The sequence below is a fragment of the Campylobacter sp. IFREMER_LSEM_CL2090 genome, assembly GCF_025771865.1.
Lineage (GTDB): Bacteria > Campylobacterota > Campylobacteria > Campylobacterales > Campylobacteraceae > Campylobacter_D > Campylobacter_D lari_D.
Window position 1 is genome coordinate 16,274 of record NZ_JAKMRA010000007.1, and the last position, 26,998, is coordinate 43,271.

The window sequence follows — 26,998 nt, forward strand, 5'->3', positions numbered from 1 at the left end:
TTTATGTTGAGATTTTTTTTAATGTTTTTTTGTGCTTTAAATCTTTTTGCTATTACGCCAAAAGATACGATCGTTATAGCAGTGGAAAATGAGCCAGAGCGTATAAATCCGCTTTTTAGTGAAGATCATGATGTGGCAATTGCTCTTGTGTTTTCAGGACTTACACGCTTTGATGAAAATATGAATCTAGCGCCTGATCTTGCTAGATCTTGGAAAGTTAGTAAAGATGGGCTTGTTTATGAATTTACTTTAAGAGATGATATATTGTGGCATGATGGGACTAAATTTAGTGCCAAAGATGTGGAATTTAGTATAAATGCTTTAAAAGATGAGAAGTTAAATTCACCCTCAAAGGTAAATTTTGACGCAGTTAAAGAAGTAAAAATTATTGATGATTATCATTTGATTATCACACTTTCAAAGCCTTTTCCTGCATTTTTAGATGCTTTGAGTGTGGGAATTTTACCAAAACATTTACTTCAAAAAGAAAATTTAAATACTACTAAATTTAATCAAATGCCTATAGGAACAGGACCATATAAGCTAAAACAATGGAAAAAAGGTCAATACATGATCTTAGAAGCAAATGAAAATTATCATTTAGCTAAGGTAAAAACACCAAAACTCATACTAAAACATATTAAAGATCCAAGTATTAGTACTATTGAGCTTAAAAATGGTTCTATTGATGTAGCTTTAGTTGATTTTGCTCTAGCTTCAAATTTTGCAAATGATAAAAACTTTAAAATGCTTATAGAACCTTCAGCTGATTATCGTGCTTTGATGTTTAATTTTAATCATGAGTTTTTAAAAGATCAAAATGTGCGTTTAGCACTAAATTATGCTATCGATAAGAAAGCTATTGTGGATTCTCTTTTGCATTCTTTTGGAAAAGTAGCAAATCATCCTTTGGAAAAATCATGGGCAAATCCTAAAGAATTTGCAACTTATACTTATGATGTAAAAAAAGCAAATGAGCTTTTAGCAAAAGCAGGCTTTGTGAAAAACAAAAATGGAATTTTAGAAAAAAATGGCAAAGAATTTAGCTTTGAAATGTATGCTATGAGTGAAGATCCACTAAGAATAGCTTTGGTAAATATCTTACAAAGTGAGTTTTTAAAGCTTGGTATTAAGGCAAAGGCAGTTGCTAAGCCGAGTGGAAGTTTTGACTATACTAAGATTGACAGCTTTTTGGTAGGTTGGGGTAGTCCTTATGATCCTGATTTTCATATTTTTAGAGTTTTTGAAAGCTCTCAAGATAGTGCTTTAAACTCTAGTGGATGGAATTTTGGTCATTATCAAAATGCTAAAGTTGATGAAGCTTTGATAAAAGCTAGAAATTCACTTGATGTAAATGAAAGAAAAAAATACTATAAAGAATTTATTGACGCTTTATATAAAGATCCTGCATTTTTATTTATAGCTTATATTGATTATCCTTTAGTTTTTGCTAAAAATATCCAAGGTATAAAACCTCATATTTTAGGTCATCATGGGGTAGGTTTTACTTGGAATGCTTATGAGTGGAGCAAAAATTAGTGCTAAAACTCATTTTTAAACGCCTTTTATGGGCGTTTTTTTTGATGATTTTTGCAAGTTTTTTATGTTTTGTGATGATTTATCATGCTAAAGGAAGTGTGGTTTTTGCTAGTGTGCCTCAAGGAACTAGCCTTAAAATAAAAGAAGAAATCGAGCATAATTTAAATTTAGACAAGCCTTTATTAGAGCAGTATGAAAATTGGCTTTTTAATGCCATGAAAGGCGACTTTTCCTACTCTTTAATCAGCGGAGAAAAGGTTAGTGAAATTTTAAAAGAAAAACTTCCCTATACCATCATACTAGGAAGTTTGGCTTTTTTTATACTTTTTGTGTTATCTTTGGTTTTAGCACTTTTTTGCGTTCTTTATAAAGATAGTTTTTTGGATAAAATTATTACCTTTTCAACGATGAGTTTTTTTGCATTGCCTACTTTTTCTTTATCGCTAATGCTTATTTTAGTTTTTGCTGTATTTTTTAAGCTTTTTCCAAGTTCGGCTATTGCTGATATTGGCTTTGAAGATGATGTATTTAATCGTTTGTGGCATTTGTTTTTACCAGTATGTGCTTTAGTGCTTTCACATTTAGCTGTTTGTGTGCGTTTTATAAGGACAAGTTTGATTGATAGTTTAAATCAGGGCTTTATAGAAAGTGCTTTTGCAAGAGGGCTTAGTAAAAAAAGAATTTATTTGCATTTTGTATTAAAAGATGCTTTTGCTTCTATACTCGCGTATTTTGGTGCTTCCTTTGTGAGTTTTTTAATGGGAACTTATATAGTAGAAAGTGTGTTTTCTTATGAGGGTGTTGGAAATTTAGTGATTAAAAGTATATTGTTTAAAGACTATCCTGTGGTGCTAGCTGTGGTAATTTTTAGCATTTTAGTGGTAGTGCTTGTAAATTTGATCGTAGAGATAATTTGCAAGATGATTAATCCAAGGTTTGCCAATGCGTAAGTTTTATGTGATGATGATTTTACTAAGTTTCATTTTAGCACTTTTTGTACCTTTAATAAGTTCTTATGATCCTAATTTAGTGGATTTAAGCAAGGCTAAAATAGCCCCAAATTTAAGTCATATTTTTGGCACAGATTTACTTGGTAGAGATGTTTTTACGCGTATTTTATATGCCTTGCGTATTTCTTTATTTGTAGGGGTAATGGCGGCATTTTTTAGCGTGCTTTTTGCTTGTGTTTATGTGTTTTTAACAAGATTTTTTGCTTATGCCTTTTTTGCTAGAGTGCTTGATATGCTTTTGGCTTTACCTTCTTTACTTGTGATTATGTTTTTTCAAAGTTTTTTGGCGGGATCTTTGTGGAGTATGATTTTTATCATCGCTTTGGGGCATTTTGCTTTTGTGGCAAAAGTACTTGATACTCAGCTTAATAAATTTCAAAAACTTGAGTTTTATCAAAATGCTATTATTCTAGGCTCTAGTAAGATGAAAGCTTTATTTAGTGAGCTTTTACCTGCTTGTTGGAATTTGCTTTTTGTGCTTTTTGTTTTAAATATTGCTCATGCTATTACAAGTGAAGCTACTTTAAGCTTTTTTGGCTTGGGCGTAGAGCTTTGGACTCCAAGTTTAGGAAATATGTTAAATGAAGCAAGTAAGGCTGTGTTTTTGGGATTTTGGTGGATGATAGTTTTTCCAGTAGCCTTTATACTTATGCTTATCCTACCTTTGCTTGCTTTGGGTAATGACTTACAAGAAGAGATTAAAGCATGATAGAAATTGCAAATTTAAATCTTAGCTTTAAAGATAAGATCTTATTAAAAGATATAAATCTTAATTTAGAAGATGGTAAAGCTTTGGCTATCATGGGTAAAAGTGGAGCGGGAAAAAGCTTGCTTTTAAAAAGCATGATTAAGCTTTTTGATAAACACTATAAGCTTAATGCACAAAAATTTAGGATAGATCAAAAAGATATTTTAATTTTAAAAGAAAAAGAGCTAAATATTTTAAGAACTAAGGTAAATTTACTTTTTCAAGATGTTTATGGGAGTTTTTATCCTCTTGTTGATATAGGGAGTTATTTTAATATAGCTTTAAAAACTCATACTAATTTAAGCACAAAAGAGATTAAAGAAAAGGCCTTTTATTATTTTGAGTGTTTAGGGCTTAAAAATCATGATCTTTTATGGCATTCTTTTATATATCAGCTAAGTGGTGGTATGGCAAGACGCATTCAAATAGCTCTAGCTTTACTAAGCGAGGCTAAGTATTTATTGTGTGATGAGATTACAAGCTCACTTGATAGAGCTAATGAAGAAAAAATCATCGCTATTTTAAAAGAGTTAAAAACACAATTTAAAAATCTCATTTTCATTACTCATGATATAAATTTAGCTAAAGAGCTTTGTGATGAGGTGGCTATCATAGAAGATAAAACTTTGATTTATCAAATGCCCGTGAAAGAGTTTTTAAGCAATCCAAAAGGTGTTTTTGCTAAAGAACTGTTAAATTATTTTGAGAATGAGAATGTTTTTAGAAGTTAAAAATTTAAGCAAATCTTATAAATTTAAAAAACATTGGTATTTAAAGGAAGAGGAAATTTTTGTTTTTAAAGATGTGAGTTTTTCTCTAAATCAAAATGAAAATTTATTGCTTTGTGGGGAAAGTGGTAGTGGTAAAAGCACTTTAGCTAAAATTCTTTGTATGCTTGAATGTGCAAATACTGGAGAAGTTTTGTTTGAAAATGAAAATATATTAAATTTAGATTTTAACGCTCAAAGAAAATTACGCCAAAAAATTCAATATATTTTCCAAGATCAAAAGCTAGCTTTAAATCCTTACAAAAATACCAAAAGACTTTTGATTGATGTGTATGAAAATTTTAAACTTAAGCCCGATTTTGGAGAGCTTTTTAAACTTTTTGATGCTTTTGAGCTTGAAAAAGATATTTTAAATTTAAAACCTTCTAAATTAAGTGGCGGTCAAAGCCAAAGATTAGGTTTGATTAGAGCTTTGCTTTTAAAACCAAAATTGCTTATTTTAGATGAAATCACAGCAGCACTTGATATACCAACTACTTGTAAAATTCTAAATTATTTATATGCTTTTCAAAAAAAATACGATATTACTTATATTTTTATTTCTCATCAGGAAAAAATCTTACAAGATATTTGTCATAAAAAAATGTATTTATAAAAAGATAAAAACTGTTTCATTTTGAAATACATAAAAATTTATTTTTTTGATAATAAGTTTTTATATAGCTAAATTGAAGTAAAATAAATTTAATTATGCTTAAATAAAAGGTTTATTATGACGCACGCAACTATAGAGCATCAATACTTTGGCATCTTTGCAATGCTTGTTATTGCAAGTGTTATATTTTTTACTTTGGTGTATATTTCTTCTAAAATAGGCTCTAAGCTAGCCTCTCATAATAGAAAAAAACTTGGACTAGGAATTTATGAGTGTGGGCCTATGGCTTCTAAACAAGCAAATAAAATCAATTCTCAATTTTTTGTTTTTGCATTGATTTTTATTTTGCTTGATATTGAAGTGGTGTTTTTATTTCCTTGGGCGGTGATTTTTAAAGATTTAACCGCAGAACTTTCAAAATATGGCTTATCTTTATTTGCCTTAGTGGAAGTGTTTGTTTTTATTTTATTACTTGCAGTAGGCTTTTTATATGCTTATAAAAAAGGAGCATTTGCATGGCAGAGTATCAAAAAATGAGTAATGCGCCAGTTGTTTTAACTACGGTTGATAAGTTAGTGCAATGGGGTAGAAGTAATTCTTTATGGGCACTATCTTATGGACTTGCCTGTTGTGCTATTGAAATGATGGCAGCAGGTGGTGCAAGATATGATTTTGATAGATTTGGAACAATTTTTAGAGCAAGTCCAAGACAATCTGAAGTAATGATTATAGCGGGTACTTTAAGTAAAAAACATGCTGAATTTACAAGAAGACTTTATGATCAAATGCCTGATCCTAAATGGGTTATTTCTATGGGTTCTTGTGCAAATACCGGCGGTATGTTTAATACCTATTCTACTGTCCAAGGAGTGGATAGGATTATTCCTGTTGATATTTATGTGCCAGGTTGTGCTCCGCGTCCTGAAACTTTTCAATTTGCTTTGATGATTTTGCAAAAAAGAATTCGTAAAGAAAAAGCAAGCAGAAAAATAGCTCCAAAAAGGCTTATATGATGAGAAAATATAGCGATAAGAAAAATGCTCAGCTAAAAAATTATTATGAGGATAGATTTTACCATGCACCTGCAACTAAAAAACTAAGCACAGAGGGTAGTGTTTTTGAGAGTGATCATCAAATTTTAAGCCAAGAATTTGAGTTAAAAAATTCTTTTATAGAGCTTGATTTTTGGGTGATTGAGATAAACAAAGATGATAATGTTGCTATTATTGATAAGCTTAAGAATTTAGGTTATAGCTGTTTTACTGATGCAAGTGCGATTGATTTTGTCGCTCAAAAACAGGGTTTTGAAGTATATTATCAGCTTTTAAATATGGAGAAAAATTTAAGAGTGAGAATAAAAACTTTCGTTGGTTTAAAAGAAAGGCTTCAAAGTGTTATGAGTGTTTTTAAGGGTGCTAATTGGTGTGAGAGAGAAATATATGATATGTTTGGAATTTTCATCATCAATCATCCAAATTTAAAAAGACTTTTAATGCCTGATGATTGGTATGGACATCCTTTTTTAAAAAGCTATCCTTTGCATGGTGATGAATTTGCTAAGTGGTATGAGATAGATAAAATTTTTGGAAAAGAATACCGCGAGGTTGTAGGTGAGGAAAATAGAGATCCAGGTTTTGTAGATGAAAAAGACACGCTAAACTTTAGTAGAATTTATCATGAGGTTGGTAAAGGCGAAGCTCCAAGAGAGGATAAATACCTACAAGAATATCAAGAAGAAGGTGGCGTGCCTTTTGTGAAAAAAGCCAAAAGAACGCAAGTAAAAATTTTAGATAAGAGAAGATAAAATGCAAATTTCTACTAAATTAAAACCTTATTATGAAAATATAAGCTTTGAGCGTGAAGATGGCACCATGATAGTAAATCTTGGCCCTCAACATCCAAGTGCTCATGGAAATTTACGCCTTATTTTAGAGCTTGATGGAGAAGAAATCACCAAGGCTGCTCCTTGTATAGGTTATATGCATCGTGGTATGGAAAAAATGGCTGAAAATATGATCTATCAAGAGTTTATCCCAACTACTGATAGAATGGATTATATCGCAGCTAGTGCAAATAATTATGCCTATGTAGCTGCTGTGGAAAAACTTTGTGGTTTGGAAATTCCACGCAGAGCAAGTGTGATAAGGATGATTTTACTTGAGTTAAACCGTATTGCTTCGCATTTGTTATGGCTTGCTACACATGCGCTTGATATTGGTGCGATGACAGTATTTTTATACTGCTTTAGAGAGCGTGAGTATGTGCTTGATCTAATAGAAAAATATTGCGGGGCAAGACTTACGCATTCATCTATGAGAATAGGCGGGGTAATGCTTGATTTACCTGAAGGTTTTTTAGATGAACTTTTGGTATTTTGTAATAAATTTCCAAATGATATAAAAGATTATGAAGCTTTGCTTGATGATAATAGAATTTGGCGCGCAAGAACTGAAAATGTAGGAGTTGTAAGCAAAGAACAAGCGCTAAGTTGGGGTTGTAGTGGGGTTATGCTAAGAGGAAGTGGTATTGCTTATGATGTTAGAAAAGAAGAGCCTTATTTGCTTTATGATGAGGTAGATTTTGGCGTGCCTGTGGCCAAAATGGGTGATTCTTATGCAAGATATAAGGTTTATATGCAAGAATTTAGAGAAAGTTTAAAAATTTTAGTTCAATGTGCTAAGCTTTATCAAGATACTCCGCCTGAAATTTTATGCAATCATCCTGAGTATGTAAGTGCTTCAAAAGAGCAAATCATGACGCAAAATTATTCTCTTATGCAACATTTTGTCCTAGTAACCCAAGGTTTAAAACCACCAAAAGGAGAGGCGTATGTGCCAACTGAAAGTCCAAAAGGCGAACTTGGATTTTTTATCCACTCAGATGGTAGCGGTAAGCCATATAGATTAAGAGCTAGAACCCCAAGCTTTTTTCATTGTGCATTTTTAGAAGAAATGCTTGTTGGATCATATTTGGCTGATGCAGTGGCAATTTTAGGAAGTATTAATATAGTTTTAGGCGAGATAGACCGATGAGACGCGTGGATTTAAGAAAAAGTCAAGATTTGTTTAAAGACTTAGAACAAATTATTAAAAATGCTTATATGGGTGAAGTTTTAGTAGTTTTATTTGAAATAGGAGATTTTTCTAATGTAGAAAAAAGTTTTGCCTTCATAAAAGAGCAAAATTGTGAACTTTTAAATTCTTTAAAATTTAATCAAGTAGATTGGACTATAGTTTTTAAAAAGGTAGGACAATGAAATTAGCAAAATATCAAGAAGGCTTAAATGCTTTGTGTTTTGTGGATTTGCTTTCTTTAAAAAATCCTTCACTTTGCGCTAAGCTTAACAAAAGTAAAAATTATAATATTTCTTGTTTAGAGGATAAAAATTTAAAAGCAAACTTTTATAAATGTGAGATTGCAAGTGTGCCTTTCGTGCTTGCTTTGCTTTGTAAGATGAGCTTGGAGACTGAATTTGACGAATTTGATGAGGGGTATTTAAGTGCTGAATCTTGCTTTGGTGAAGAAGAAGCTTTAGAGATTTTAGAGTTTTTAAAAGAAGCAAAATGTATTATTTTTGATGAAAATTTATATCAACATAAAGATTTTGAAAATATTAAGTATTTTTTAGAAAAACTTTGTCATAAATTTAATCTTTTGCTAATTTGCTCTAATGAAAATGAAGAAAATTTATCAATACAAAATTCTTTTAGTGAGCTTTTAGAACTTGATAATTTTGATGGAACTATTATCATGCAAGCACCTTTGGGAGACAAAAATTTGCATTGCTCTTCTTCCTTTGCTTTAATTGCTAAGGTTAAGGATGAGGATAAAATTAATTTAAAAATAAACACTCAAGAATTTACAACTATAGTAAAAATCAATCATGACTTGAAAGGCACGGTGGCTTTGTTTGATTATGAAAGCGCTGATTTTGCTTTTTCAAAAGCTCAAGTTAAGGTTATAAAATGAAAGTTATCATTAATGGTATAGAATGTGAGGCAAATGAGGGTGAGTATATCTTAAATGTCGCAAGAAAAAATGATATTTTCATTCCTGCAATTTGTTATTTAAATGGTTGTTCTCCAACACTTGCTTGTCGTATGTGTATGGTAGAAGCTGATGGTAAAAAGGTTTATTCTTGCAATACTAAAGTTAAAGAAGGTATGGTAGTAGAAAGTGATTTATCAAATTTATGGGATGAGCGTAATGCTATCATGCAAGCATATTGCATCAACCACCCTTTACAATGTGGGGTATGTGATAAATCCGGTGAGTGTGAGCTTCAAAACTTTACACACAAAGCAAGAGTAAATGTGCAAAATTATTGGATTAAAGATACCCATAAAGAGCATAAAAAATGGGGCGAGATTAATTATGATCCAGCTTTATGTATAGTGTGTGAAAGATGTATTACAGTTTGTAAAGATAAAATAGGAGAAAGCGCTTTAAAAACTACTCCAAGAGGAGCAAATACACCCGATGCAAGCTTTAAAGAAAGTATGAGTAAAGATGCGCTAGCTATTTGGACTAAATTTCAAAAGAGTTTAATTGCGCCAAGTGGTGGCGATATGCTTGATTGTTCTTTTTGCGGAGAATGTACAAGTGTATGTCCAACGGGAGCTTTGGTGGGTTCGGCTTTTCAATATACATCTAATGCTTGGGAGTTAAAGAAAATTCCAGCTAGTAATCCACATTCAAGTGATTGTGAGTTGATGTATTATGATATTAAACAAACTAGTATTAATAATCAAAAAGAAAAAATTTATAGAGTGAGCAATGATTTTGCTTTTGCTACGCTAAATAAAGCCGCAAGATATGGTTTTAATACCCAAAATGAAGTTCAAGGTAAAGATGAAAAAGCCTTTGAAAAATTAGTAAATATGATAAAAAATAATGAAATAAAAAATATTTTATTTAATAGTTTTATTACTAATGAAGAAGCTTTAATCTTGCAAAATTTAAGTAAAAAATTTAATCTTAATCTTATAAATCATGAAGCTAAAAAATTCCAAGATTTCCTAGCTTGTTTTTATCAAAATGCAAATGCAATGTATAATGCAAATACAGACGATATCACTCAAAGTGATTTTTTAATCATCGTAGGTTCATTTTTACGCTATGATGCGCCAACGCTAGGATATAAAGTTAATAACGCTTTGGTAATGAATAAAGGTGCAGGGCTATATTTTCACCCTATAAAAGATAAAGGTGTGGATAAATATTCTAAAAATTTCTTGCAGATTAATCATGATATTAAAGATAATGAAAGTATTTTATTATTTATCTTGCAAAAATTTGCCAAAGAGCTTCCGCAGGATTTTAAAAACACATTAGAAAATGCGTATTATCAAGATACAAAAGAAATAGAAGAAACTATCAATGAAGAAGTTACTGAAAAGATAGAAAAGCAAAATGAAAACGGCGAAACTATTATAGAAGAAGTTAAAAAACTTGTGCCTAAAAAAATTAAAAAAAGCATAGAGGTGCAAAGATCAAATTATGCGAAAAATCTTGGCATAGATGAGGATATTTTAGAAACTTTACTCGTAAAAAAGCAAAAATTTACACTTATTATAGGAAGTGATTTTTACTATGATGAGCAAAGTGCCAAGCTAGCAAAACTTTGTGCTTTGGTGCAAAAATATACTGAATTTAAAGTCTTTTTAAATCCAACTTGCACTAATACCTTAGGCGTGAGTTTAATTTGTGATTTAAGTCAAGATTTTCAAGTAGGAAAAACATTAGGTTATAACGAAAAAGGCGATTTTACTTTTTCTTATGATGGGCATTTTGATCTTGCAAGTTCTAGTTTAAATCAACAAGAAGGTAGCTTTGTAAATTATGATAAAAGATTAGTTCCTACAAATGCGGCTTTAGAATTTAAAGGTTATTTTTTAAATGATTTGGCAAATGCCTTAGGTTTTGATGAAGAATTTACGATCAACTATACTAAATTTTTACCACAAAATAAAGGCTTTAGGGTAATTGACTTTGATGAGTTAGAAAATTATTATGATAATGGTGGGGTAAATCATAGAGGTTATGAGCTTGATTTTTCCCATTTTGAGTTTGAAAAAACATTAAGCATTCAAGAAGTTAAAGAGCAAAATGAAGGAAATTTAACTTTATATCATGCAAATAGCATTCATCAGTTTTCAAAACTTAGTAATAGAGCTTTTAATGAGGTTGGAGCTTTATTTTTATCGTCTGATTTAATGCAAAAATTTGATTTAAACCAAGATGATAGTGTTATTTTAAAAAATGAAAAAACTCAAATTGCTATAAGTGTAAAATGTGATGAATCTTTAGAAAATGGTGCGTATTTAGGGGATTATGATAGTAAGATTGATTATAAATCTTTATTTGATAATACTCGATATGTAAAAGTTTGGCTTGAAAAAGCAGGAGCTAAAATATGAGTGATATTACTTTTTTTATTATAGAAACAATTATAAAATGCGTGCTTGTTATAGCTATTTTTGCTACTTTAGCAGGCTTGGCAACTTATCTTGAAAGAAAGGCTTTGGCTTTATTTCATCGTCGTTTAGGGCCTGATATGGTAGGTCCTTTTGGATTGCTTCAGGTAGTTGCTGATATGATTAAACTTTTTACTAAAGAGGATATAGTGCCAACTTATGCTCAAAAAGTGTTATTTTTAATTGCTCCATTGATTGCAGCAATTTGTGCTTTTGTAGCAATTGCAGCTATACCTATTTTTCCTGAATTTACTTTATTTGGTAGAGTGATTCGTCCTATTATCGCTGATATTAATGTGGCCTTGCTTTTTGTTGTAGGTATGGGTGGAGTTAGTTTTTATGCGATTTTTTTAGGAGGTTTAGCAAGTAATAATAAATGGTCGCTGCTAGGCGGGGCAAGAGGGCTTGTTTCTATTATCTCTTATGAGAGCGTTGCAGGACTTTCTTTGGTGTGTGTTGTAATGCTTGTTGGATCTTTGTCTTTAGTAGATATTAATAACTATCAAAGTGATGGCATACTTTCTTGGCTTATTTTTAAACAACCTTTAGCTTTTATTTTATTTGTGATAGCTATTTTTATAGAAACTAATAGAACTCCACTTTGTTTAAGTGAAAACGAAACTGAACTTGTTTCAGGTTATGGCACTGAATATAGCGGACTTAGATGGGGTATGTTTTTTATCGGAGAATATACAGCCATGATTACCGGAGCGATTATGATATCGCTTTTATTTTTGGGTGGATTTAATGATTTTTGGATTATACCAGGGGCTATTATGATGCTTTTGAAAGTGTCTTTTGTGTTCTTTTGGTATTTTTGGGCTAGAGGTGCTTTTCCGCAACTGCGTCCTGATCAAGTAATGAGAATGTGTTATTTGATTTTAATACCTTTAGCGGTTTTAAATTTATTAATTAGTGCTTTAGTACTTGTGATATAGGAAAAAACAATGAAAAAAGGTTATTTTAAAGTAGATTTTGAGCGTAAAAATCCTCAAAATACTTATGAAAAATTCATACAAGTAATCAAGCGTTCTTTAAATACAGAGCTTTTTGTAGGTTTATTTGTCGTATTAAGAGAAATGTTTAAAAAAAACAATAGCGCAACGATTAAATATCCTATGGAAAAAGTTGCTTTAGATGATAGATATCGTGCAGTTCATCGTTTGATGCGTTTTATTGAAAGTGAAAATGAATGTTGTATTGGTTGTGGCTTGTGTGAAAAAATTTGCATTAGTAATTGTATAAGAATGGAAACGAGTTTAAGCGAAGATGGACGCAAAAAGGTCGAAAATTATAGTATTAATTTAGGGCGTTGTATTTATTGTGGATTTTGTGCTGATGTTTGTCCTGAACTTGCCATTGTGCATGGTAAAGAATATGAAAATGCCGCAGAGCAAAGATCTTATTTTGGTCAAAAGGAAGATTTTTTAACTCCTATCGATGAGCTTAAAAATCAAGTGGTGTTTGAAGGAAGTGGTAGTTTAAGAAAAGATGCTGATGATTTAGTAAAGAAAACTCCAAATTATTATGAGACAGATTTGCAAAGACAGCAAGATGCTCCAAAGGAAGAAAATGTTTGAAACGATAGCTTTTTGTTTATTAAGTGTTTTGGTGTTGGGATTTTTTTTAATTAGTGTTTTAAGCACTAGCGTGCTTTATGCTATCAGTTCTTTGGCTGTGGCTATGGTTTTTTTAAGTGGATTTTATTTTTTACTTAATGCTGAATTTATTGGAGCAATTCAAATAATTGTTTACAGTGGAGCTATTTTAGGTCTTTATAGTTTTGCTATGATGTTTTTTGATGCTTCTATAAAAGTAAAAGAAAGTTTAAAAGGTAAAAGAATCTTCATTTTTGCTGTGATTTTTAGTGCTGTTTTATTAGTTAGTATTATTATGGGATATGAGTTTGGTTTAAATGAAACTAGTGAAGTTTATAGTCTTGATTCTACTCAGCAAATAGGCTTTGCTCTATTTACAAAATATATGCTTGCTTTTGAATTTATGGCAATTTTACTTTTAATAGCTTTAATTTGTGCTATAGCACTTACTCAAAAAAATGTAAAAAAGGACGAACAATGATGTTAGAAAAATACTACATTGTGGCTATTTTGATGTTTATCATTGGTCTAATAGGTATCATAAAACGCCAAAATTTAATTATGCTTTTTATTTCAAGTGAAATTCTATTAAATGCTGCTAATTTGGCTTTAGTTACAGCAGGAGCTTCTCATAAAGACATAGAAGGTCAAATTTTTGCTTTATTTGTAATGGGAGTTGCAGCTTGTGAAGTAGCTGTTGGGATAGCGCTTTGTGTTTTATGGTATAGAAAAACAGGAACATTAGAGCTTAGCTCTTTAGCTGAAAAAGGAGAGATAAAATGCAAAATTTAGCTTTAATTGCACTTTTTTCTCCTTTGGCTTCAGCTGTTATTTTAGGTATTTTTGCTTTTAGTGCTAAGAAAATTATTTTAGGTTATTTAGCTTCTTTATTTATAGCTTTTTCAGCTTTTGCTTCAATTGTTTTATTAAATAATGGAGTACATTTTAATTTTGAACTTGGTACTTGGATATCTTTAGTAGATGTTAGTTTTGGTTTTAAAATAGACTCTATTACTTTGATTATGATGAATGTGGTAAGTATAGTAGCGACTTTTGTGCATTTATATAGTATATTTTATATGGAGCATGATGAAGGGTTTAATCGCTATTTTAGCTATTTGGGACTTTTTGTTTTTTCTATGATGTTTTTGATTATGAGTGATAATTTCTTAGGACTTTTCATAGGTTGGGAAGGTGTTGGACTTTGCTCATGGCTTTTGATAGGTTTTTGGTATCATAATAAAAAATACACTTTTGCTGCTAATGAAGCATTTATCATGAATAGAATTGCAGATTTGGCTTTGCTTTTAGGAATTTTCTTAATTTATATAGAATTTAACTCTTTAAAATATGATGAATTTTTTACCCTTTTATCTTTAGGGCATGAAAATGATGTGATTTTGATTTTAATAGCACTTTTACTTTTTGTAGGTGCTATGGGTAAATCAGCACAATTTCCTTTCCATACTTGGCTTGCTGATGCTATGGCAGGACCTACGCCAGTTTCAGCTCTAATCCATGCTGCTACTATGGTTACTGCGGGAGTTTATTTGGTAATTCGCGCAGGGGAGCTTTATTTACAAGTTCCTGAAGTAGGGTATTTTATCGCTATACTTGGAGCTTTTGTAGCGCTTTTTGCTGCTTCTATGGCTATGGTAGCTAAAGATTTAAAAAGAATTATTGCATATTCGACGCTTTCTCAACTTGGGTATATGTTTGTAGCAGCAGGTCTTGGAGCTTATGCAATAGCTTTATTTCATCTTGCAACTCATGCATTTTTTAAATCTTTATTATTCTTAGGTGCGGGTAATGTTATGCATGCTATGAATGATAAGCTTGACATTAGTAAAATGGGTGGACTTTATAAAAGTATGCGTTTTAGTGCTATTTTAATGCTTATAGGTTCTTTAGCTTTAGCAGGAATTTATCCTTTTGCAGGATTTTTCTCTAAAGATTTAATTTTAGGATTTTCTTTTATAAGCCATCATCATGGAATTTTTTTAGTACTTTTAATAGCAGCTTTTATGACAGCTTTTTATAGCTTTAGACTTTTAATGCTTGTATTTTTTACTCCAAAAAGACATGAAGAACATCCCCATGAAGCTAGTAAAATAGCTTTGCTTGCGATGAGTCCTTTGGCTTTGCTTGCTATTATAGCAGGATTTTTTGAGCATAGCTTTATGGATTTTGTAAGTAAAAATTTAGCTTTTATTGATGGTCAAAATTCTTTAGTTATGATACTTGCAAGTGTTTCTGCGGTACTTGGAGTGCTTTTAGCTATCATAGCTTATTGGAAAAATTGGTTTAAACCATCACTTTCTAAAACAAGTATTTACAAACTTTTGTTTAATGAATACTACATACCAAAATTTTATCATCAATTTATTGTTAGTAAGTATGCTTTATTTTGTGAATTTTTAAGAAAAGCTGATAAAGAAATTTTAGATGCTTTGGTAGATAGTATTGCATTTTTCCTTAAAACATTTGCTAGGGTTCTTAGTATGGGTAAGGATTATTCTTTGGCTTTAAGGATTGTAGTTTTGGCTTTTGTGTGTTTATTTTGTTTAGCTTTGGCGGTGTAATATGCTCGGTTTATTAATGTTATTTCCATTTTTTGCGGCTTTTATAGCTTTATTTTTACAAAAAGAAGATAGCAAGTCCTTTGCTGTTTTAGTTAGTTTTTTGATTTTAGTTTTTAATGTTTTTTTGTTATTTAACTACGATGGTGGCATGGCTTATGAATTTAGTTTAAATTCTTTGATAGTTAATTTTCACATAGGTGTAGATGCTATAGCGCTTTATTTAATATTACTTTGTTCTGTTATGATTTTTTTATCTTTTATATGTTTGGATATTCAAGATAAAAGTGTTGTAATAAGTATATTTTTATTACAATTTTGCATTGTAGGACTTTTTGCTTCATTGGATGCTTTATTGTTTTATGTATTTTGGGAGTTTTCTCTTATACCGCTTATTTATTTAATAGGTAGATATTCAGATAATTATAAGGCAGGGATTAAATTTTTCATTTATGCATTTTGCGGTTCTATGCTTATGCTTTTAGCTATTATTTATGTGGGATTTTTGTATTATCAAAGTTTTGGATATTGGAGTTTTGATTTGTTAGCTTGGTATAAGAGTGAATTTTTTATACCTGAGAATGCACAAAATCTAATATTTGTAGGATTTTTTATTGCTTTTGCGATTAAAAGTCCTTTGTTTCCTTTTCATACTTGGGCTCCAAAGGTTTATGCCAAAAGTCCGACTTTAGTATCTGTAATGCTTGTAAGCTTTAAAATGGCACCTTTTGGGTTTTTAAGATTTATTTTGCCTTTAGCGCCTGATACTTTGAATCATTATTATTCTTTACTTGCTATTTTATGTATAGTTGGAATTTTATATGCAGCCTTAATTGCTTTTAAAGCCAAGGATTTAAAAGAATTAATTGCTTATAGCTCAATTTCGCATTTGGGTGTGGTAATTTTAGGTATCGTAACTTTTACTTATAATGGGGTTAGTGGTTCTGTATTTTATATGTTTGCACATGGTATAGTAACAGGTGGCTTATTTTTAGCCGCTTATATGCTTTACAAAAGATATCATACTTTTGATTTAGACTTTTATAAAAATTTAGCTAAAACAGCCCCATTATTTAGCTTTTTCTTTGCAGTATTGTTGTTTTCATCTATTTCATTGCCTTTGACTATTTCCTTTGTAGGTGAGTTTTTGATCTTGCAAGGTGTGGCAAGTGTAAATTTATGGTATGCATTATTTGCGGGCGGTGTAATCGTTTTAGGAGCTATTTATATGCTAAATATTTATAGAAATATGTTTTTTACTACTTGCGAAGAAGAAGTGTGCAGTAAATTTACGCTTAAAAAAGGTGAAATTTTTGTTTTAAGTATTTTAAGTGCATTAGTGATTTATTTAGGGGTAGCTCCAAGTGCTATGCTAGATCAAATTGCTTCTAATGTAAATAGTATTCTTGAAGTTATGCAAACAAGAAATATCGCTATAGAAAATCAAAAAATCATAGATAGTATAAGAGGTTTTTAATGAGTGGTTTTAGTTTAGAAAAATTAAATTTTGTATTATTATTTCCTGTGTTGTCATTGCTTTTTTGGGCTATTGCATTACTTTTATTGAGTGCATTTAAAAAACTTTCTAGAAATTTTTATATAGGAGCAAGTGTTATAGCTTTGCTTAGCACTTTGTGTTTTTTATTGCTTTATAATGGTTTTGTTTTAGATAATTCTCATGCTTTTTTTGGTTTATTTGTAAGCGATAATTATGCAATTTTTGCGCAAATAATTATTTTGTTTTTTTCTATACTTTATTTGCTTATAGACAAAGATGAACAAAGAGCAGAATTTTTTTCTTTATTTTTGTTTATGGTTGCTTCCTTAATATTAATGGTTTCAAGTACTAATTTGATTGTGATTTTCCTAGCTTTAGAAGGATCTTCTTTAGCTCTTTATACATTAATAGCATTAAGAGGAACTCATAATGCTATTAGTTCTAGCATAAAATATTTTGCCTTAGCTGCAGTAGGGGCTGGATTTTTTGTTTTTGCTTGTGCTTTTGTGTATTTAAAAACAAAGTCTTTGGATTTGGATAATTTATTGCATTCTGAATATATTTCAGATCCTGTATTATTATGTGCTGGAGTGATGTTTTTGGTTATTGTTGGAGTAAAACTTTCTATCGCTCCTTTTCATTTTTGGCTAAAAGATGTATATTGTGGAGTTCATACAAATTTTATAGCTTTCATATCTATTGTTCCAAAAATTGCTATGATAATAGTAGTTTTAAGAATTTTTTCTGCTTTAGGCGGTGGAGTAAAATTTGAATACATAGTCGCATCGTTAGCAATTTTTTCTATGCTTGCTGTAAGCATAGTGGCTTTAATTCAAAAAGATGCAAAAAAAATGCTTGCATATAGCTCTATTACTCATTCTTCTTTTATATTGGCTGTTATTGTTTCTAGTATGAGTGTGAGTTCTCAAGGAGATGGAACTTCTTACCTGCTTTCAATTTTTGCCTTGTTCGTTTATTGGGTTTCTTTTGCTTTTGCAAACTATGGAATTTTTTTAATCTTAAGTTTATTTCAAAAAAGCTCATTTGAAAGTTTTTCTGGCTTATTTGATCAAAGACCCGTATTATCTATAATATTAGCTATGTTTATTTTATGTATAGCAGGAATTCCACCTTTTGGGATTTTTTGGGGTAAAATTTTAATTTTAGCTTCTATTTTAAATTCAGGCTATTATGTACTTATATTTGCTATAGCTTTAAGTTCTATGATCATGCTTTATGCTTATTTGAAAATTTTAATTTATATCTTTTTTAAAAAAAATCAATCTATAAAGAGTATAAATTTAGATATTAGGCAAAAGATTATTTTAAGTTTATGTTTTATTGGAAGCTTATCATGTGCGTTTTTGCTTTTGTGAAATAATATTGCTATAATCACGCTCATGATAAGGATTTTATTTTTATTATTATTAAGCATAAATTATATATTTTCTTTTGAAGTTATTGTTAATAAAGGGGAAGAACAAAATCGTCCCTTTACACTTTTGCATTTAAAAGATAATAAAGATTTTACTTGCAAGAGTATTTTTGAATTTGAAAAAACTCATTTTGAGTGTAATGTTTTGGGCGTTAGTAATATGCAATTTCAAAATAAAGAATTTGATGATTTTACAATTTATTTTGAAAAACACCAAACTTTTTTGACAATTAAAATATATCCTAAAATTTTAGCTAAAATGTTTAATTATTCTCAAGATATTTTTAATGCTAAAGAAATTCAAAGTCAAAATGGAGATACTTCTAAACATTTTGTGTTTATTTTTACTAAGGATTTAAGGTATTATAAACCTAGCGATGGACTTGATTTTGATATTTATTTTGATGATGCATTAATGCCTTATATTGGAGCATTGGATTTAAATTCTAATCCTATGGAAACTTCAAAAAGTGCAGATTTTAATGCATATTTTAATATCAAACAAGAATATGAAGCCAAAAAATACGATCAAGTTTTACGAGATGCTGTTAATGCTATTAAGCGTTATCAAGGTAGTGTATTTATGAATGAATTTGAGCTTTATAAATTAAGAGCGCAAAATAAGCTTTATACCTATGAGCTTGATAAAGATCAACAAATTTTAGAGCAAATGCTAGATGATGCTAAAAGATGGGTGAGAACTTATATTAATGATAAAGATTATACGGAAGTAATGTATATCATGATGAGAGTTTATATGGGCTTATCTCAAAGGTCTAATGTTGATTATATTATTGATACTTTAAGTACTGAGCATAAAGACGATAAATATACTATAATAGCTTTACTTGATTATGCAGATTATTTATATCATTTGGGTAAAAAAAATATAGCAAATAATATTTATCAAGATGTATATTATTCTACTCCGAATGCAGATTTAGCTAGTAGAGCTGCTTTATTTTTGTCTAAAAATTATTTAGAAGCGCAAAATACAAAAGAAGCCAAGGAGTTAGCAAGTAAAATTTTAGAGTCAAATCCTGAATTTTTTATGAGTGATTTAGAAAATTCTTTATCCTTAGCTAAGGCTTTTAGTAATCATAGAATTTATGATTTAAGTTCTAAAATTTATGAGTATATTTTTACGCATTTGACTAAAGTCGATAAGGAATATGAAAGAGTATTAAAAGATCTTTCTTTGGCTTTGTTAAATGCAAATGAACATACTAAAGCTCAAAAGTATTTAGATCTTTACACAGAAGATTTTCCTTTGGGTGAATATGTGAGTTTAATAAAAGAAGCTCAAGATAAAAATTTCTTATATTTAAAAGACAATAATGCAAGTTTTTTACATCAAAGATATGAAGAGATCATGCAAAAGTATGCTGGAGAAATTTCTAGTATGGCTTTATTTGATAATGTGAGATTATATTTTCAAGAAAAAAATTATGAAAAAGTTGTAAGTTATCAAAAAGACATAGAAAAATATTCCAACAAAGAAATCAAAAATCTTTTAGAACAAGCTGCTATTTTAGTTTTAGAACAAAATTTAAAAAATGATGAGTGCTTAGCTGCTGTTAAAATATATGATGATTTTAAGGTCTATGATGTGGGAAATAAAATACAAAATAAAAAACAAATGCTTGAATGCTTTAAGCGTACTACTCGTATAGAAGAAGCTAAAAAATATATAGTTGAAAATGAAAATGATGATATTATTTTTTATAAACTCCAAAGTGCAGATTTAGCGCTTAAAGATAAGCGTTATCGTTTTGTTGTAAAAACAATTAATGATATTTTAAATACAAGAACTATTATTAGCGATGATGAAAAATTTGAAGCAAATTATATTAAATTTTTTGCTGAACTTAAATTGCAAGATTATAATGCTATGATAAGAACTTTGCAAAAACTAGAGCAATTTCCTATGAATTATCGTATGGTGGAATTATATTATGAGTTTTTGCGTTATTGTGAAAAAAATAATTTTCTAACAAGTATTTTAACTTATGCTCCAAAGGCTATTGATTATCAAAATTTAAAAGGAGTAAATCTTTTTAGTCCGGATTTAGAATTTATCTATATCAAAGCTTTAAAACAAAACAATCAAGCTCAACAAGCCTTAACTTTGTTTAAAGATTTGCTTGCTAATCCTTTAAAAGATGATGAGCGCGCAAGAGCTTTTTATATGCAAAGTAATATTTATGAAGATTTAAAAGATATGCAAAATCAAAAGCAAAGTTTGCAAAATTGTATAGATATTAACACAACAAGCAATTGGCAAAATTTATGTAAAGATAAATTAAATGTCTTAAACACTCAGCCTTGATGTTTTTTTAAAATATAAGCTTTTAAATTTTCATAAGCGTTTTGAAAATCTAAAATTTCTTTGTTGAATTTTTTATTAAAAGTTCTTTGTCTTTTGGCAAGTTGTCTTGTGTGAATGATGATGAGTTCTTCAAGCTCGTTTAAATTTATTTTTTTATCTAAAAAATCTTTACATTCTTTTAAGCCTATGGAATTTAGTGCTTTTAAATGATGATCATAGTTACTATATAGCATTTTAGCTTCATCTATTAAACCCTCATCAAGCATATTTTTAGTGCGTTTAATAATGCGTTTTTCCAAAAGATCTTTTTGCCAAGAAATTTCAAAAATATCAAGTTTTTTAATTAAAGCTTCTTGTTTTGTTTCTTTTAAAACTTCGCTTGGGATTTTATTAGTTTGCTCATAAATTCCAAGCCATTTTTTTAAGCGATAGGTGTCGTTTTTTTCTATTTTGGCATGTGGATCAATTTTTATCATTAAATGATAAATTTCATCATTACCTAGCGTGCTTTGACTTTCTTTGAAATTTTCACTCAAGCCATCCATTAAAGCTTTTAAATAAAAACTAGTTCCACCTGTGATGATAAGCATTTGATTGTTTTTTTGAGCAAAGGCTTTTGCTTTTTTGTATTCTTCAAAAAACAAAGCGATGTTAAAATGCTCATTGACATTTAATAAATTTATGCCAAAATAATCAAGCTCATCTAAGGTTTTTTGCTCTGTTTTGGCTGAAGCGATGTTGATTTGTTTATACACGCAAAGACTATCAAGGCTTAAAATACTTGCATTAAATTCATAAGCTAGTTTGTTAGCAAGTTCTGTTTTGCCACTTGCAGTAGTTCCAATGAGTGCAAATTCAAAAAACATCGTAAAAATATCCTAAATTTAAAATTATTTTAGTAAAATCATAACAAAAATATATTATAAAGAGAAAAAATGCCTTTATTAAAAGAAAAATTAAAAGATATTTTGGACTTGATTGTTTTTAAGCATTCTATTTTTGCTTTACCATTTTTGTTTGTTTCGATGATTGTAGCTTCTGTTATTTTAAATGATAGCACTTGGTTTGGTTTTAAAGCTTTGTTTTTGGGTGTTATTTGCGCGGTAAGTGCAAGAAATTTTGCAATGGCAATCAATCGTTTGATGGATGAGGACATTGATAGAGACAATCCAAGATGTGCAAATAGACCTAATATCGATGGTCGTATAGGTAAAACTAGCATTTTACTTTTTATTATTTTAAATGCTATTATTTTTGTTTTGGCAAGTTATTTTATCAACAAACTAGCCTTTGCTCTTTCTTTGCCGGTATTGTTTATTTTAGCTATTTATTCAGCCTTTAAAAGATTTTCATCCCTAGCGCATTTAGTATTAGGATTTTGCTTAGGACTTGCTCCTATTGCAGGCAGTATTGTGGTTTTGGCAAGTATTGAAATTTATAGTGTTATTTTGTGTTTGGGTGTTACTTTTTGGACAGCTGGTTTTGATTTACTTTATGCTTTACAAGATATGGAGTATGATAAAAAGACAGGCTTGCACTCTATACCTGCTAAATTTGGGCTTGAAGCAACCTTGTTCATCTCAGCATTTTGTCATGTTTTAGCAGTGCTTTTTTGGTTTTTATTTGTTTGGGTAGCTCCAACAGGAAATATTGCATTTTTAGGTGTGATTGTTAGTGCTGTTATTTTATTTTTTGAGCACCGCATTGTTAGAAAGAATTTTGCAAAAATTGACAAAGCATTTTTTACTTTAAATGGGTATTTAAGTATAGTGTTTTTTATTTTTATATGGGTTGATCTTTTATGGAGATGAAATTTTTTAAAAGTTCTTTGGAATTAGAATTTGAAGAGAGCACAGAAAGATATGAAGAGTTTTTGCAAGAATATGTTTCAAGTAATAATTATGTCAATTTAAGCAAATGGAAAAAGCTTGCTTCAAGGGTAGAATTTAGCGATGGCGAGCAGTTGATTTTTGATTTGCTTATGGATTTAAAGCAAGAATTGTATTTGATAAAAAATGATATTAATAAAACAAAATTATTTGTTAATTTAAAATATAAATCTTTTGTGATTGGGGTAAATTTTACACATATTCAATTTAAAGATAGGTGTTTAATGCAAGATGAAGATTATTATGCTAGATTTAATTTAAATGGTCAAAAAATTAGTATTTTTTTTAAAGCATTAAATGAGAATGAAGCAAAAATCACGCAAATAAAAGCAGAAGATGAGCTCGTGTATGATAATTTTGTAGCAAATATGCAAAGAGCAATGATTAAAATTTTAAAGGAGCAAGAAAATGGATAGTGATTTATTATTGTGGCTAGTTGTAGCTTTATTAATTTTTGCTATGTTTGCTTATATGATGATTAAAGAAAAAGAAAGTATTGTTAAGATTAATGAGCTTGGTAAAATGATAGAAGATTTAAATAAACAATATCATTATTTAAAAAAAGAAAGTTTAGATGAGCAAGAGCAAGAAAAAGAAGAAATAGACACTGAAGCCATAAGAGAAGAATTAAAAGAAGAACTTTTGCAGGTGCTAGAACAAAAAATCAATCAAAATATTATTCCTATTTTAAGTGCTTTAAAAGAAGTAGAGGAAGTAATTGAAGAATTTCAAAGTGAGCAAAAAAATCGTTTATTAAATTTAGAACAAAAAACCCAAAGTATTACAAAATTAAGCCCAAGCTATGATAATGAAGAGCAAAAAGTCATAGAACTTTTTAATCAAAAAAAATCCATAGAGCAAATTGCAAAAGATTTGCGTATAGGTATGGGCAGGGTTGAGCTTATTTTAAAATTTAATAAATTATTATAAAGGCCTTTGATGTTAGTAGATAGCTATGGAAGAGTGGTCGATTATTTAAGAATTTCAGTAACACAAAGATGTAATTTTCGTTGCCTTTATTGTATGCCAAAAACTCCATTTGAATGGAGTGCTAAGGAAAATCTTTTATCATTTGAAGAGCTTTTTATGTTTGTTAAAGTTTGTATTGATGAAGGAGTTAAGAAAATTCGTATTACAGGCGGTGAGCCTTTAGTAAGAAAAGATTTGCATAAATTTATTGCTATGATTAGTGAGTATAAGCAAGATATAGATCTAGCGCTTACTACTAATGCTTCTTTATTAAAACAACAAGCAAAGGATTTAAAACAAGCGGGCTTAAAAAGAATTAACATCTCTTTGGATACTTTAAAAGAAGAAGTGGCCTTTAAATTAGCTCAAAAAAACATACTCAAAGATGTGTTAAATGGTATTAATGAGGCTTTAGAATTAGGTTTTAATATTAAATTTAACACCGTAGCTCTTAAAGGGATTAATGATAGTGAATTTATCGATCTTTTAGAATTTGCCAAAGCACGCAAAAGCCAAATTCGCTTTATAGAATTTATGGAAAATTATCATGCTTATGGAGATTTAAAAGGCTTAAAATCAACAGAAATTTTAAATATCATTGCTCAAAAGTATTCTTTTAAACAAGGACAAAAAAGTCCAAATGCACCTGCGACTATTTATGAACTTGAAGATGGGTATGAGTTTGGCATTATTGATCCACATAGCCATGATTTTTGTGATAGTTGTAACCGTATAAGGCTTTCAGCCGAAGGGCTTTTAATACCTTGTTTATATTATGATGAGGCTTTAAGTATTAAAAAAGCTATACGCAATAAAGACATAGCAAGTGCTTGTGAAGTTTTAAAAACCGTGATAAAAAATAAATCAGAAAAAAATAGATGGGCAGAAAATGATGCCAATCAAAGTTCTACAAGAGCCTTTTATCAAACAGGTGGATAATGGAAGTTGTTGAAACTTTTTTAAGCTTGCAAGGTGAGGGAAAATATAGTGGAAATTTGGCTATATTTGTAAGATTTGCCGGGTGTAATTTTAACTGCGCAGGCTTTGGAGTAAAAAAAGAAAAAGATTCTAAAATACTTTTGGGCTGTGATACTATAAGAGCTGTTTTTACTAAAGAATTTAAAACTTGTTATAAAACATATACTTCAACAAAGCTTTTTGATGAGGTTTTGAAGCTAGCAAATTCACGCAAAGTTATAGTTGTAATTACGGGTGGTGAGCCTTTGTTAAATTATCAAAATAAAGATTTTTTGTGTTTTATTAATTTACTTTTAGAAAATGATTTTATGGTGCATTTTGAAACAAATGCAAGTATTGAAATTGATTTTGAAAAATATCCTTTGTATAAAAAATGTTATTTTGCTTTAGGAGTAAAGCTTAGCAATAGTGGTGTAAAAAAAGAAAAAAGAATTAATGAAAAAGCTTTGAAAGCTTTTAAAAATTATGCTAAGGAAAGTTTTTATAAATTTGTTTTGGATAAGGATTTTTTACAAGAAAATAAAGCCTTAAAAGAAATCAATGAAATTTTACAAGTTTGTAAAAATGATGTTTTTTGTATGCCTATGGGGTCAAATGAAGAAGAAATTTCCAAAAACGCCTTAAGTGTTGCTGAATTTTGTATAAAAAATGGATATAATTACTCCGATAGATTGCATATTAGAATTTGGGGAGATAAAGAAGGCGTATGATTATTAGAAAAATATTTGAATTTGAAAATGCTCATATTGTTAGATTTTGTAGCTCCAAGCGATGTAAAACAAGCATACATGGCCACTCTTATAAGGTAGAAATTTTACTTGAGAGTAAATACCTTGATAATGCTGGAATGGTGTATGATTTTGGTTTGTTAAAAGATGAGATAAAACAAATTATTGATAGTTTTGATCATGCTATTACGCTTTTTAAAGATGATGATAAAGCTTATTTAGAAGATATGAAAAAGCACTCGCAAAGATGGGTGAGTTTACCTGTGAATGTAAGTGCGGAAAATTTTGTACGCATATTTTTTGTACTGATTGATACTTTGCTTTTAAAGACTAAGATGGTCAATGGTGAGCAAGGTGTTAGTTTAAAAAGCATTATTGTGCATGAAACAAGAACAGGTTATGCACAAGGTTTTAGAGAAGATGCTTATAGTGAATTTTTACCAAAGATTGATTTGGCAGATATTGACTTTTCACAAGCTATAAGAGATGAATGGAAAGACAAAGATTTTTTTGAAAAACTTCAAGATGTAAATTTTGTTTTTATCAATCAAAAGGAGGTGTAATGAAAAAGATTTTATTGATTGTGCCAATATTGCTTTTTATGGCTTGTTCAAATCAAGAGAATAAAAATATAAAAAAAGAAATACAAACCGAGCAAGTTCAGATTGAACAAAGTGATTCTAATGTCATTATAGATGATGAAACACTTCCTATACCTGTTGATGATGATATACAAGATGAAAATAATACACAAGGACAATAATGGATCAAAGTTATGAATTTTTTTTAGCATTGCATGTGTATAGTTTATATACAAATGGTTTTTTAATGTTGTTTTATTTGTATTTGACTCAAAGTAACTTCTCACAAGAATTTATCTTTATAAAAAGAATTCGTCTATTTTTGCCAATTTATTATTTGTTTTTAGCAATTACACTTTTTACTGGAAGTTTGTTATGGGCTTTAAAGCATTTTGAATTTAATTTCTATGTGCTTTCTATGTGCTTTTGTTGGATTTTGATTTTTGCTTTGGCTATTTATCAATTTGTTTTATTTAAAAAAGCAAGATTGTTTAAACGCTATGCTAAATTTAGATTTTTAAGTTTTTTTATTTTGTGTTTAGGTATATTCTTACTTTTTGTACCTTATTTACTTAAGAGGTTTTATTTTTAATGCAATTTTTATATCACCCACAAAGTGGTACTGCAAGTTTAGAGCTAGAAAATGAAGCCTTTTTGCACTTAAAGGCTCGAAGAATTAAAGTGAGTGATAAAATTATATTAAAGAATTTGAAAGATTTTTATACTTACACTTATGAATGCATAGAGCTTTCTAGACGCTCTTGCGTATTAAATTTACTTGACAAAAAAGAAGAAAAACAAGAATTAAAAACATATATACATTTAGCTTTGGCGGTGATTGATCCAAAGGTTATAGAAAAAACTTTACCTTTTTTAAATGAACTTGGAGTAGCAAAACTTTCTTTTGTGTATATGGAATACTCGCAAAAAAATTTTAAATTAGATTTTAAAAGAATGGAAAAAATTCTTATAGAATCATCCCAGCAATGCGGTCGTGCTTCTTTAATGGAACTTGAAAGTTTTGATGACTTTAAAAAATTTCAGCAAGCTTATGAAAATATTGTTTTGATAGATTTTGAAGGTAAAGATTTGATGAATTTTGATCCCGATAGATATGTATTTTTGGTTGGGGCTGAAGGCGGATTTTCGCAAAAAGAAAGAGAAATAAATATAAAAAGAGCAAAATTACAAGCCAACTATATACTTAAAGCACAAACAGCACTTATAGGGGTTGCTTCAAAATTTATAATTTAAAAGC

General features: G+C 29.5%; 30 protein-coding genes. 29 read left to right on the forward strand and 1 reads right to left on the reverse strand.

What is annotated here, in order from left to right; all coding sequences use genetic code 11:
• Positions 1 to 3: 3 nt before the first annotated feature.
• From L8V85_RS05215 to L8V85_RS05310, 20 genes are all read left to right on the forward strand, one after another.
• Positions 4 to 1,539, forward strand: a complete 1,536-nt coding sequence (locus L8V85_RS05215; RefSeq protein ID WP_263681104.1) for an ABC transporter substrate-binding protein — start codon at positions 4 to 6, stop codon at positions 1,537 to 1,539.
• A gap of 11 nt (positions 1,540 to 1,550) precedes the next feature.
• The gene (locus tag L8V85_RS05220; protein ID WP_318529732.1) at positions 1,551 to 2,489 is read left to right on the forward strand and encodes an ABC transporter permease; all 939 of its coding nucleotides are present in this window, start codon (positions 1,551 to 1,553) and stop codon (positions 2,487 to 2,489) included.
• Positions 2,482 to 3,258, forward strand: coding sequence for an ABC transporter permease (locus tag L8V85_RS05225; RefSeq protein WP_263660441.1), 777 nt, complete (start codon positions 2,482 to 2,484; stop codon positions 3,256 to 3,258). Before L8V85_RS05220 ends, L8V85_RS05225 begins: the two co-directional genes overlap by 8 nt.
• Positions 3,255 to 4,028, forward strand: coding sequence for an ATP-binding cassette domain-containing protein (locus tag L8V85_RS05230; RefSeq protein WP_263681101.1), 774 nt, complete (start codon positions 3,255 to 3,257; stop codon positions 4,026 to 4,028). The genes L8V85_RS05225 and L8V85_RS05230 overlap by 4 nt, the downstream gene beginning before the upstream one ends.
• Positions 4,012 to 4,680, forward strand: a complete 669-nt coding sequence (locus L8V85_RS05235) for an ATP-binding cassette domain-containing protein (RefSeq protein ID WP_133319469.1) — start codon at positions 4,012 to 4,014, stop codon at positions 4,678 to 4,680. The genes L8V85_RS05230 and L8V85_RS05235 overlap by 17 nt, the downstream gene beginning before the upstream one ends.
• 117 nt (positions 4,681 to 4,797) lie before the next feature.
• Positions 4,798 to 5,217: an NAD(P)H-quinone oxidoreductase subunit 3 gene (locus L8V85_RS05240; protein ID WP_220566531.1), complete on the forward strand. Its 420-nt coding sequence runs from the start codon at positions 4,798 to 4,800 to the stop codon at positions 5,215 to 5,217.
• Positions 5,196 to 5,693: a NuoB/complex I 20 kDa subunit family protein gene (locus L8V85_RS05245; protein WP_039619352.1), complete on the forward strand. Its 498-nt coding sequence runs from the start codon at positions 5,196 to 5,198 to the stop codon at positions 5,691 to 5,693. The genes L8V85_RS05240 and L8V85_RS05245 overlap by 22 nt, the downstream gene beginning before the upstream one ends.
• Entirely contained in the window at positions 5,693 to 6,484 is a 792-nt protein-coding gene (locus L8V85_RS05250; RefSeq protein WP_263671201.1) for an NADH-quinone oxidoreductase subunit C, read from the forward strand. The genes L8V85_RS05245 and L8V85_RS05250 overlap by 1 nt, the downstream gene beginning before the upstream one ends.
• A gap of 1 nt (position 6,485) precedes the next feature.
• A complete protein-coding gene (gene nuoD, locus L8V85_RS05255) occupies positions 6,486 to 7,712 on the forward strand; it encodes an NADH dehydrogenase (quinone) subunit D (RefSeq protein WP_263671202.1) in 1,227 nt (408 codons plus the stop codon).
• Positions 7,709 to 7,936, forward strand: a complete 228-nt coding sequence (locus L8V85_RS05260) for an NADH-ubiquinone oxidoreductase subunit E family protein (protein ID WP_263661961.1) — start codon at positions 7,709 to 7,711, stop codon at positions 7,934 to 7,936. Before nuoD ends, L8V85_RS05260 begins: the two co-directional genes overlap by 4 nt.
• The gene (locus L8V85_RS05265) at positions 7,933 to 8,649 is read left to right on the forward strand and encodes a hypothetical protein (protein ID WP_133319474.1); all 717 of its coding nucleotides are present in this window, start codon (positions 7,933 to 7,935) and stop codon (positions 8,647 to 8,649) included. Before L8V85_RS05260 ends, L8V85_RS05265 begins: the two co-directional genes overlap by 4 nt.
• Complete coding sequence (locus tag L8V85_RS05270) at positions 8,646 to 11,099, forward strand: NADH-quinone oxidoreductase subunit G (protein WP_263737611.1); 2,454 nt, start codon at positions 8,646 to 8,648, stop codon at positions 11,097 to 11,099. The genes L8V85_RS05265 and L8V85_RS05270 overlap by 4 nt, the downstream gene beginning before the upstream one ends.
• Positions 11,096 to 12,094, forward strand: coding sequence for an NADH-quinone oxidoreductase subunit NuoH (nuoH, locus tag L8V85_RS05275; RefSeq protein WP_263737612.1), 999 nt, complete (start codon positions 11,096 to 11,098; stop codon positions 12,092 to 12,094). Before L8V85_RS05270 ends, nuoH begins: the two co-directional genes overlap by 4 nt.
• A gap of 9 nt (positions 12,095 to 12,103) precedes the next feature.
• On the forward strand, positions 12,104 to 12,736 hold the full coding sequence (nuoI, locus tag L8V85_RS05280) for an NADH-quinone oxidoreductase subunit NuoI (protein ID WP_263670047.1): 633 nt from the start codon (positions 12,104 to 12,106) through the stop codon (positions 12,734 to 12,736).
• A complete protein-coding gene (locus L8V85_RS05285) occupies positions 12,729 to 13,235 on the forward strand; it encodes an NADH-quinone oxidoreductase subunit J (protein ID WP_263662753.1) in 507 nt (168 codons plus the stop codon). The genes nuoI and L8V85_RS05285 overlap by 8 nt, the downstream gene beginning before the upstream one ends.
• Positions 13,235 to 13,546 (forward strand): NADH-quinone oxidoreductase subunit NuoK, encoded by a 312-nt coding sequence (nuoK, locus tag L8V85_RS05290; RefSeq protein ID WP_087699810.1) that lies wholly within the window; start codon positions 13,235 to 13,237, stop codon positions 13,544 to 13,546. Before L8V85_RS05285 ends, nuoK begins: the two co-directional genes overlap by 1 nt.
• Entirely contained in the window at positions 13,534 to 15,336 is a 1,803-nt protein-coding gene (nuoL, locus tag L8V85_RS05295; RefSeq protein WP_263660449.1) for an NADH-quinone oxidoreductase subunit L, read from the forward strand. Before nuoK ends, nuoL begins: the two co-directional genes overlap by 13 nt.
• 1 nt (position 15,337) lies before the next feature.
• Complete coding sequence (locus L8V85_RS05300; RefSeq protein WP_263737613.1) at positions 15,338 to 16,810, forward strand: complex I subunit 4 family protein; 1,473 nt, start codon at positions 15,338 to 15,340, stop codon at positions 16,808 to 16,810.
• Positions 16,810 to 18,207 carry an NADH-quinone oxidoreductase subunit N gene (locus L8V85_RS05305; protein ID WP_263737614.1) on the forward strand — a complete coding sequence of 466 codons (1,398 nt, stop codon included), beginning with the start codon at positions 16,810 to 16,812 and terminating at the stop codon, positions 18,205 to 18,207. The genes L8V85_RS05300 and L8V85_RS05305 overlap by 1 nt, the downstream gene beginning before the upstream one ends.
• Before the next feature lie 24 nt (positions 18,208 to 18,231).
• Positions 18,232 to 20,595 carry a tetratricopeptide repeat protein gene (locus tag L8V85_RS05310; RefSeq protein ID WP_263664553.1) on the forward strand — a complete coding sequence of 788 codons (2,364 nt, stop codon included), beginning with the start codon at positions 18,232 to 18,234 and terminating at the stop codon, positions 20,593 to 20,595.
• On the opposite strand, the gene miaA is transcribed toward L8V85_RS05310, so the two are convergent.
• Entirely contained in the window at positions 20,586 to 21,461 is an 876-nt protein-coding gene (gene miaA, locus L8V85_RS05315; RefSeq protein ID WP_263666593.1) for a tRNA (adenosine(37)-N6)-dimethylallyltransferase MiaA, read from the reverse strand. The genes L8V85_RS05310 and miaA overlap by 10 nt on opposite strands.
• A 69-nt stretch (positions 21,462 to 21,530) precedes the next feature.
• Between miaA and mqnP the strand changes: the two genes are divergently transcribed.
• The 9 genes from mqnP to L8V85_RS05360 are packed head-to-tail and all read left to right on the forward strand — an operon-like array spanning position 21,531 to position 26,994.
• Positions 21,531 to 22,406 carry a menaquinone biosynthesis prenyltransferase MqnP gene (gene mqnP, locus L8V85_RS05320; RefSeq protein ID WP_263737615.1) on the forward strand — a complete coding sequence of 292 codons (876 nt, stop codon included), beginning with the start codon at positions 21,531 to 21,533 and terminating at the stop codon, positions 22,404 to 22,406.
• Complete coding sequence (locus tag L8V85_RS05325) at positions 22,403 to 22,900, forward strand: hypothetical protein (RefSeq protein WP_263671208.1); 498 nt, start codon at positions 22,403 to 22,405, stop codon at positions 22,898 to 22,900. Before mqnP ends, L8V85_RS05325 begins: the two co-directional genes overlap by 4 nt.
• Positions 22,893 to 23,414, forward strand: coding sequence for a DUF6115 domain-containing protein (locus L8V85_RS05330; protein ID WP_133319486.1), 522 nt, complete (start codon positions 22,893 to 22,895; stop codon positions 23,412 to 23,414). Before L8V85_RS05325 ends, L8V85_RS05330 begins: the two co-directional genes overlap by 8 nt.
• 9 nt (positions 23,415 to 23,423) lie before the next feature.
• Positions 23,424 to 24,392: a GTP 3',8-cyclase MoaA gene (gene moaA / locus L8V85_RS05335; protein ID WP_263737616.1), complete on the forward strand. Its 969-nt coding sequence runs from the start codon at positions 23,424 to 23,426 to the stop codon at positions 24,390 to 24,392.
• Positions 24,392 to 25,141 (forward strand): 7-carboxy-7-deazaguanine synthase QueE, encoded by a 750-nt coding sequence (locus L8V85_RS05340; RefSeq protein WP_263665503.1) that lies wholly within the window; start codon positions 24,392 to 24,394, stop codon positions 25,139 to 25,141. Before moaA ends, L8V85_RS05340 begins: the two co-directional genes overlap by 1 nt.
• Entirely contained in the window at positions 25,138 to 25,722 is a 585-nt protein-coding gene (locus L8V85_RS05345) for a 6-pyruvoyl trahydropterin synthase family protein (protein WP_263664558.1), read from the forward strand. The genes L8V85_RS05340 and L8V85_RS05345 overlap by 4 nt, the downstream gene beginning before the upstream one ends.
• Entirely contained in the window at positions 25,722 to 25,922 is a 201-nt protein-coding gene (locus L8V85_RS05350) for a cytochrome C (RefSeq protein ID WP_133319490.1), read from the forward strand. The genes L8V85_RS05345 and L8V85_RS05350 overlap by 1 nt, the downstream gene beginning before the upstream one ends.
• The gene (locus L8V85_RS05355; RefSeq protein WP_263737617.1) at positions 25,922 to 26,332 is read left to right on the forward strand and encodes a hypothetical protein; all 411 of its coding nucleotides are present in this window, start codon (positions 25,922 to 25,924) and stop codon (positions 26,330 to 26,332) included. Before L8V85_RS05350 ends, L8V85_RS05355 begins: the two co-directional genes overlap by 1 nt.
• Positions 26,332 to 26,994: a 16S rRNA (uracil(1498)-N(3))-methyltransferase gene (locus L8V85_RS05360; protein ID WP_263662759.1), complete on the forward strand. Its 663-nt coding sequence runs from the start codon at positions 26,332 to 26,334 to the stop codon at positions 26,992 to 26,994. The genes L8V85_RS05355 and L8V85_RS05360 overlap by 1 nt, the downstream gene beginning before the upstream one ends.
• Positions 26,995 to 26,998 lie beyond the last annotated feature (4 nt).

Bases quoted from the DNA above. Each gene is read 5' to 3' on its own strand.
- L8V85_RS05215 (WP_263681104.1), top strand. From the start codon at position 4: ATGTTGAGATTTTTTTTAATGTTTTTTTGTGCTTTAAATCTTTTTGCT.
- L8V85_RS05225 (WP_263660441.1), top strand. From the start codon at position 2,482: ATGCGTAAGTTTTATGTGATGATGATTTTACTAAGTTTCATTTTAGCA.
- L8V85_RS05230 (WP_263681101.1), top strand. From the start codon at position 3,255: ATGATAGAAATTGCAAATTTAAATCTTAGCTTTAAAGATAAGATCTTA.
- L8V85_RS05235 (WP_133319469.1), top strand. From the start codon at position 4,012: ATGTTTTTAGAAGTTAAAAATTTAAGCAAATCTTATAAATTTAAAAAA.
- L8V85_RS05240 (WP_220566531.1), top strand. From the start codon at position 4,798: ATGACGCACGCAACTATAGAGCATCAATACTTTGGCATCTTTGCAATG.
- L8V85_RS05245 (WP_039619352.1), top strand. From the start codon at position 5,196: ATGGCAGAGTATCAAAAAATGAGTAATGCGCCAGTTGTTTTAACTACG.
- L8V85_RS05250 (WP_263671201.1), top strand. From the start codon at position 5,693: ATGAGAAAATATAGCGATAAGAAAAATGCTCAGCTAAAAAATTATTAT.
- nuoD (WP_263671202.1), top strand. From the start codon at position 6,486: ATGCAAATTTCTACTAAATTAAAACCTTATTATGAAAATATAAGCTTT.
- L8V85_RS05260 (WP_263661961.1), top strand. From the start codon at position 7,709: ATGAGACGCGTGGATTTAAGAAAAAGTCAAGATTTGTTTAAAGACTTA.
- L8V85_RS05265 (WP_133319474.1), top strand. From the start codon at position 7,933: ATGAAATTAGCAAAATATCAAGAAGGCTTAAATGCTTTGTGTTTTGTG.
- L8V85_RS05270 (WP_263737611.1), top strand. From the start codon at position 8,646: ATGAAAGTTATCATTAATGGTATAGAATGTGAGGCAAATGAGGGTGAG.
- nuoH (WP_263737612.1), top strand. From the start codon at position 11,096: ATGAGTGATATTACTTTTTTTATTATAGAAACAATTATAAAATGCGTG.
- nuoI (WP_263670047.1), top strand. From the start codon at position 12,104: ATGAAAAAAGGTTATTTTAAAGTAGATTTTGAGCGTAAAAATCCTCAA.
- L8V85_RS05285 (WP_263662753.1), top strand. From the start codon at position 12,729: ATGTTTGAAACGATAGCTTTTTGTTTATTAAGTGTTTTGGTGTTGGGA.
- nuoK (WP_087699810.1), top strand. From the start codon at position 13,235: ATGTTAGAAAAATACTACATTGTGGCTATTTTGATGTTTATCATTGGT.
- nuoL (WP_263660449.1), top strand. From the start codon at position 13,534: ATGCAAAATTTAGCTTTAATTGCACTTTTTTCTCCTTTGGCTTCAGCT.
- L8V85_RS05300 (WP_263737613.1), top strand. From the start codon at position 15,338: ATGCTCGGTTTATTAATGTTATTTCCATTTTTTGCGGCTTTTATAGCT.
- L8V85_RS05305 (WP_263737614.1), top strand. From the start codon at position 16,810: ATGAGTGGTTTTAGTTTAGAAAAATTAAATTTTGTATTATTATTTCCT.
- L8V85_RS05310 (WP_263664553.1), top strand. From the start codon at position 18,232: ATGATAAGGATTTTATTTTTATTATTATTAAGCATAAATTATATATTT.
- miaA (WP_263666593.1), bottom strand. From the start codon at position 21,461: ATGTTTTTTGAATTTGCACTCATTGGAACTACTGCAAGTGGCAAAACA.
- mqnP (WP_263737615.1), top strand. From the start codon at position 21,531: ATGCCTTTATTAAAAGAAAAATTAAAAGATATTTTGGACTTGATTGTT.
- L8V85_RS05325 (WP_263671208.1), top strand. From the start codon at position 22,403: ATGAAATTTTTTAAAAGTTCTTTGGAATTAGAATTTGAAGAGAGCACA.
- L8V85_RS05330 (WP_133319486.1), top strand. From the start codon at position 22,893: ATGGATAGTGATTTATTATTGTGGCTAGTTGTAGCTTTATTAATTTTT.
- moaA (WP_263737616.1), top strand. From the start codon at position 23,424: ATGTTAGTAGATAGCTATGGAAGAGTGGTCGATTATTTAAGAATTTCA.
- L8V85_RS05340 (WP_263665503.1), top strand. From the start codon at position 24,392: ATGGAAGTTGTTGAAACTTTTTTAAGCTTGCAAGGTGAGGGAAAATAT.
- L8V85_RS05345 (WP_263664558.1), top strand. From the start codon at position 25,138: ATGATTATTAGAAAAATATTTGAATTTGAAAATGCTCATATTGTTAGA.
- L8V85_RS05350 (WP_133319490.1), top strand. From the start codon at position 25,722: ATGAAAAAGATTTTATTGATTGTGCCAATATTGCTTTTTATGGCTTGT.
- L8V85_RS05355 (WP_263737617.1), top strand. From the start codon at position 25,922: ATGGATCAAAGTTATGAATTTTTTTTAGCATTGCATGTGTATAGTTTA.
- L8V85_RS05360 (WP_263662759.1), top strand. From the start codon at position 26,332: ATGCAATTTTTATATCACCCACAAAGTGGTACTGCAAGTTTAGAGCTA.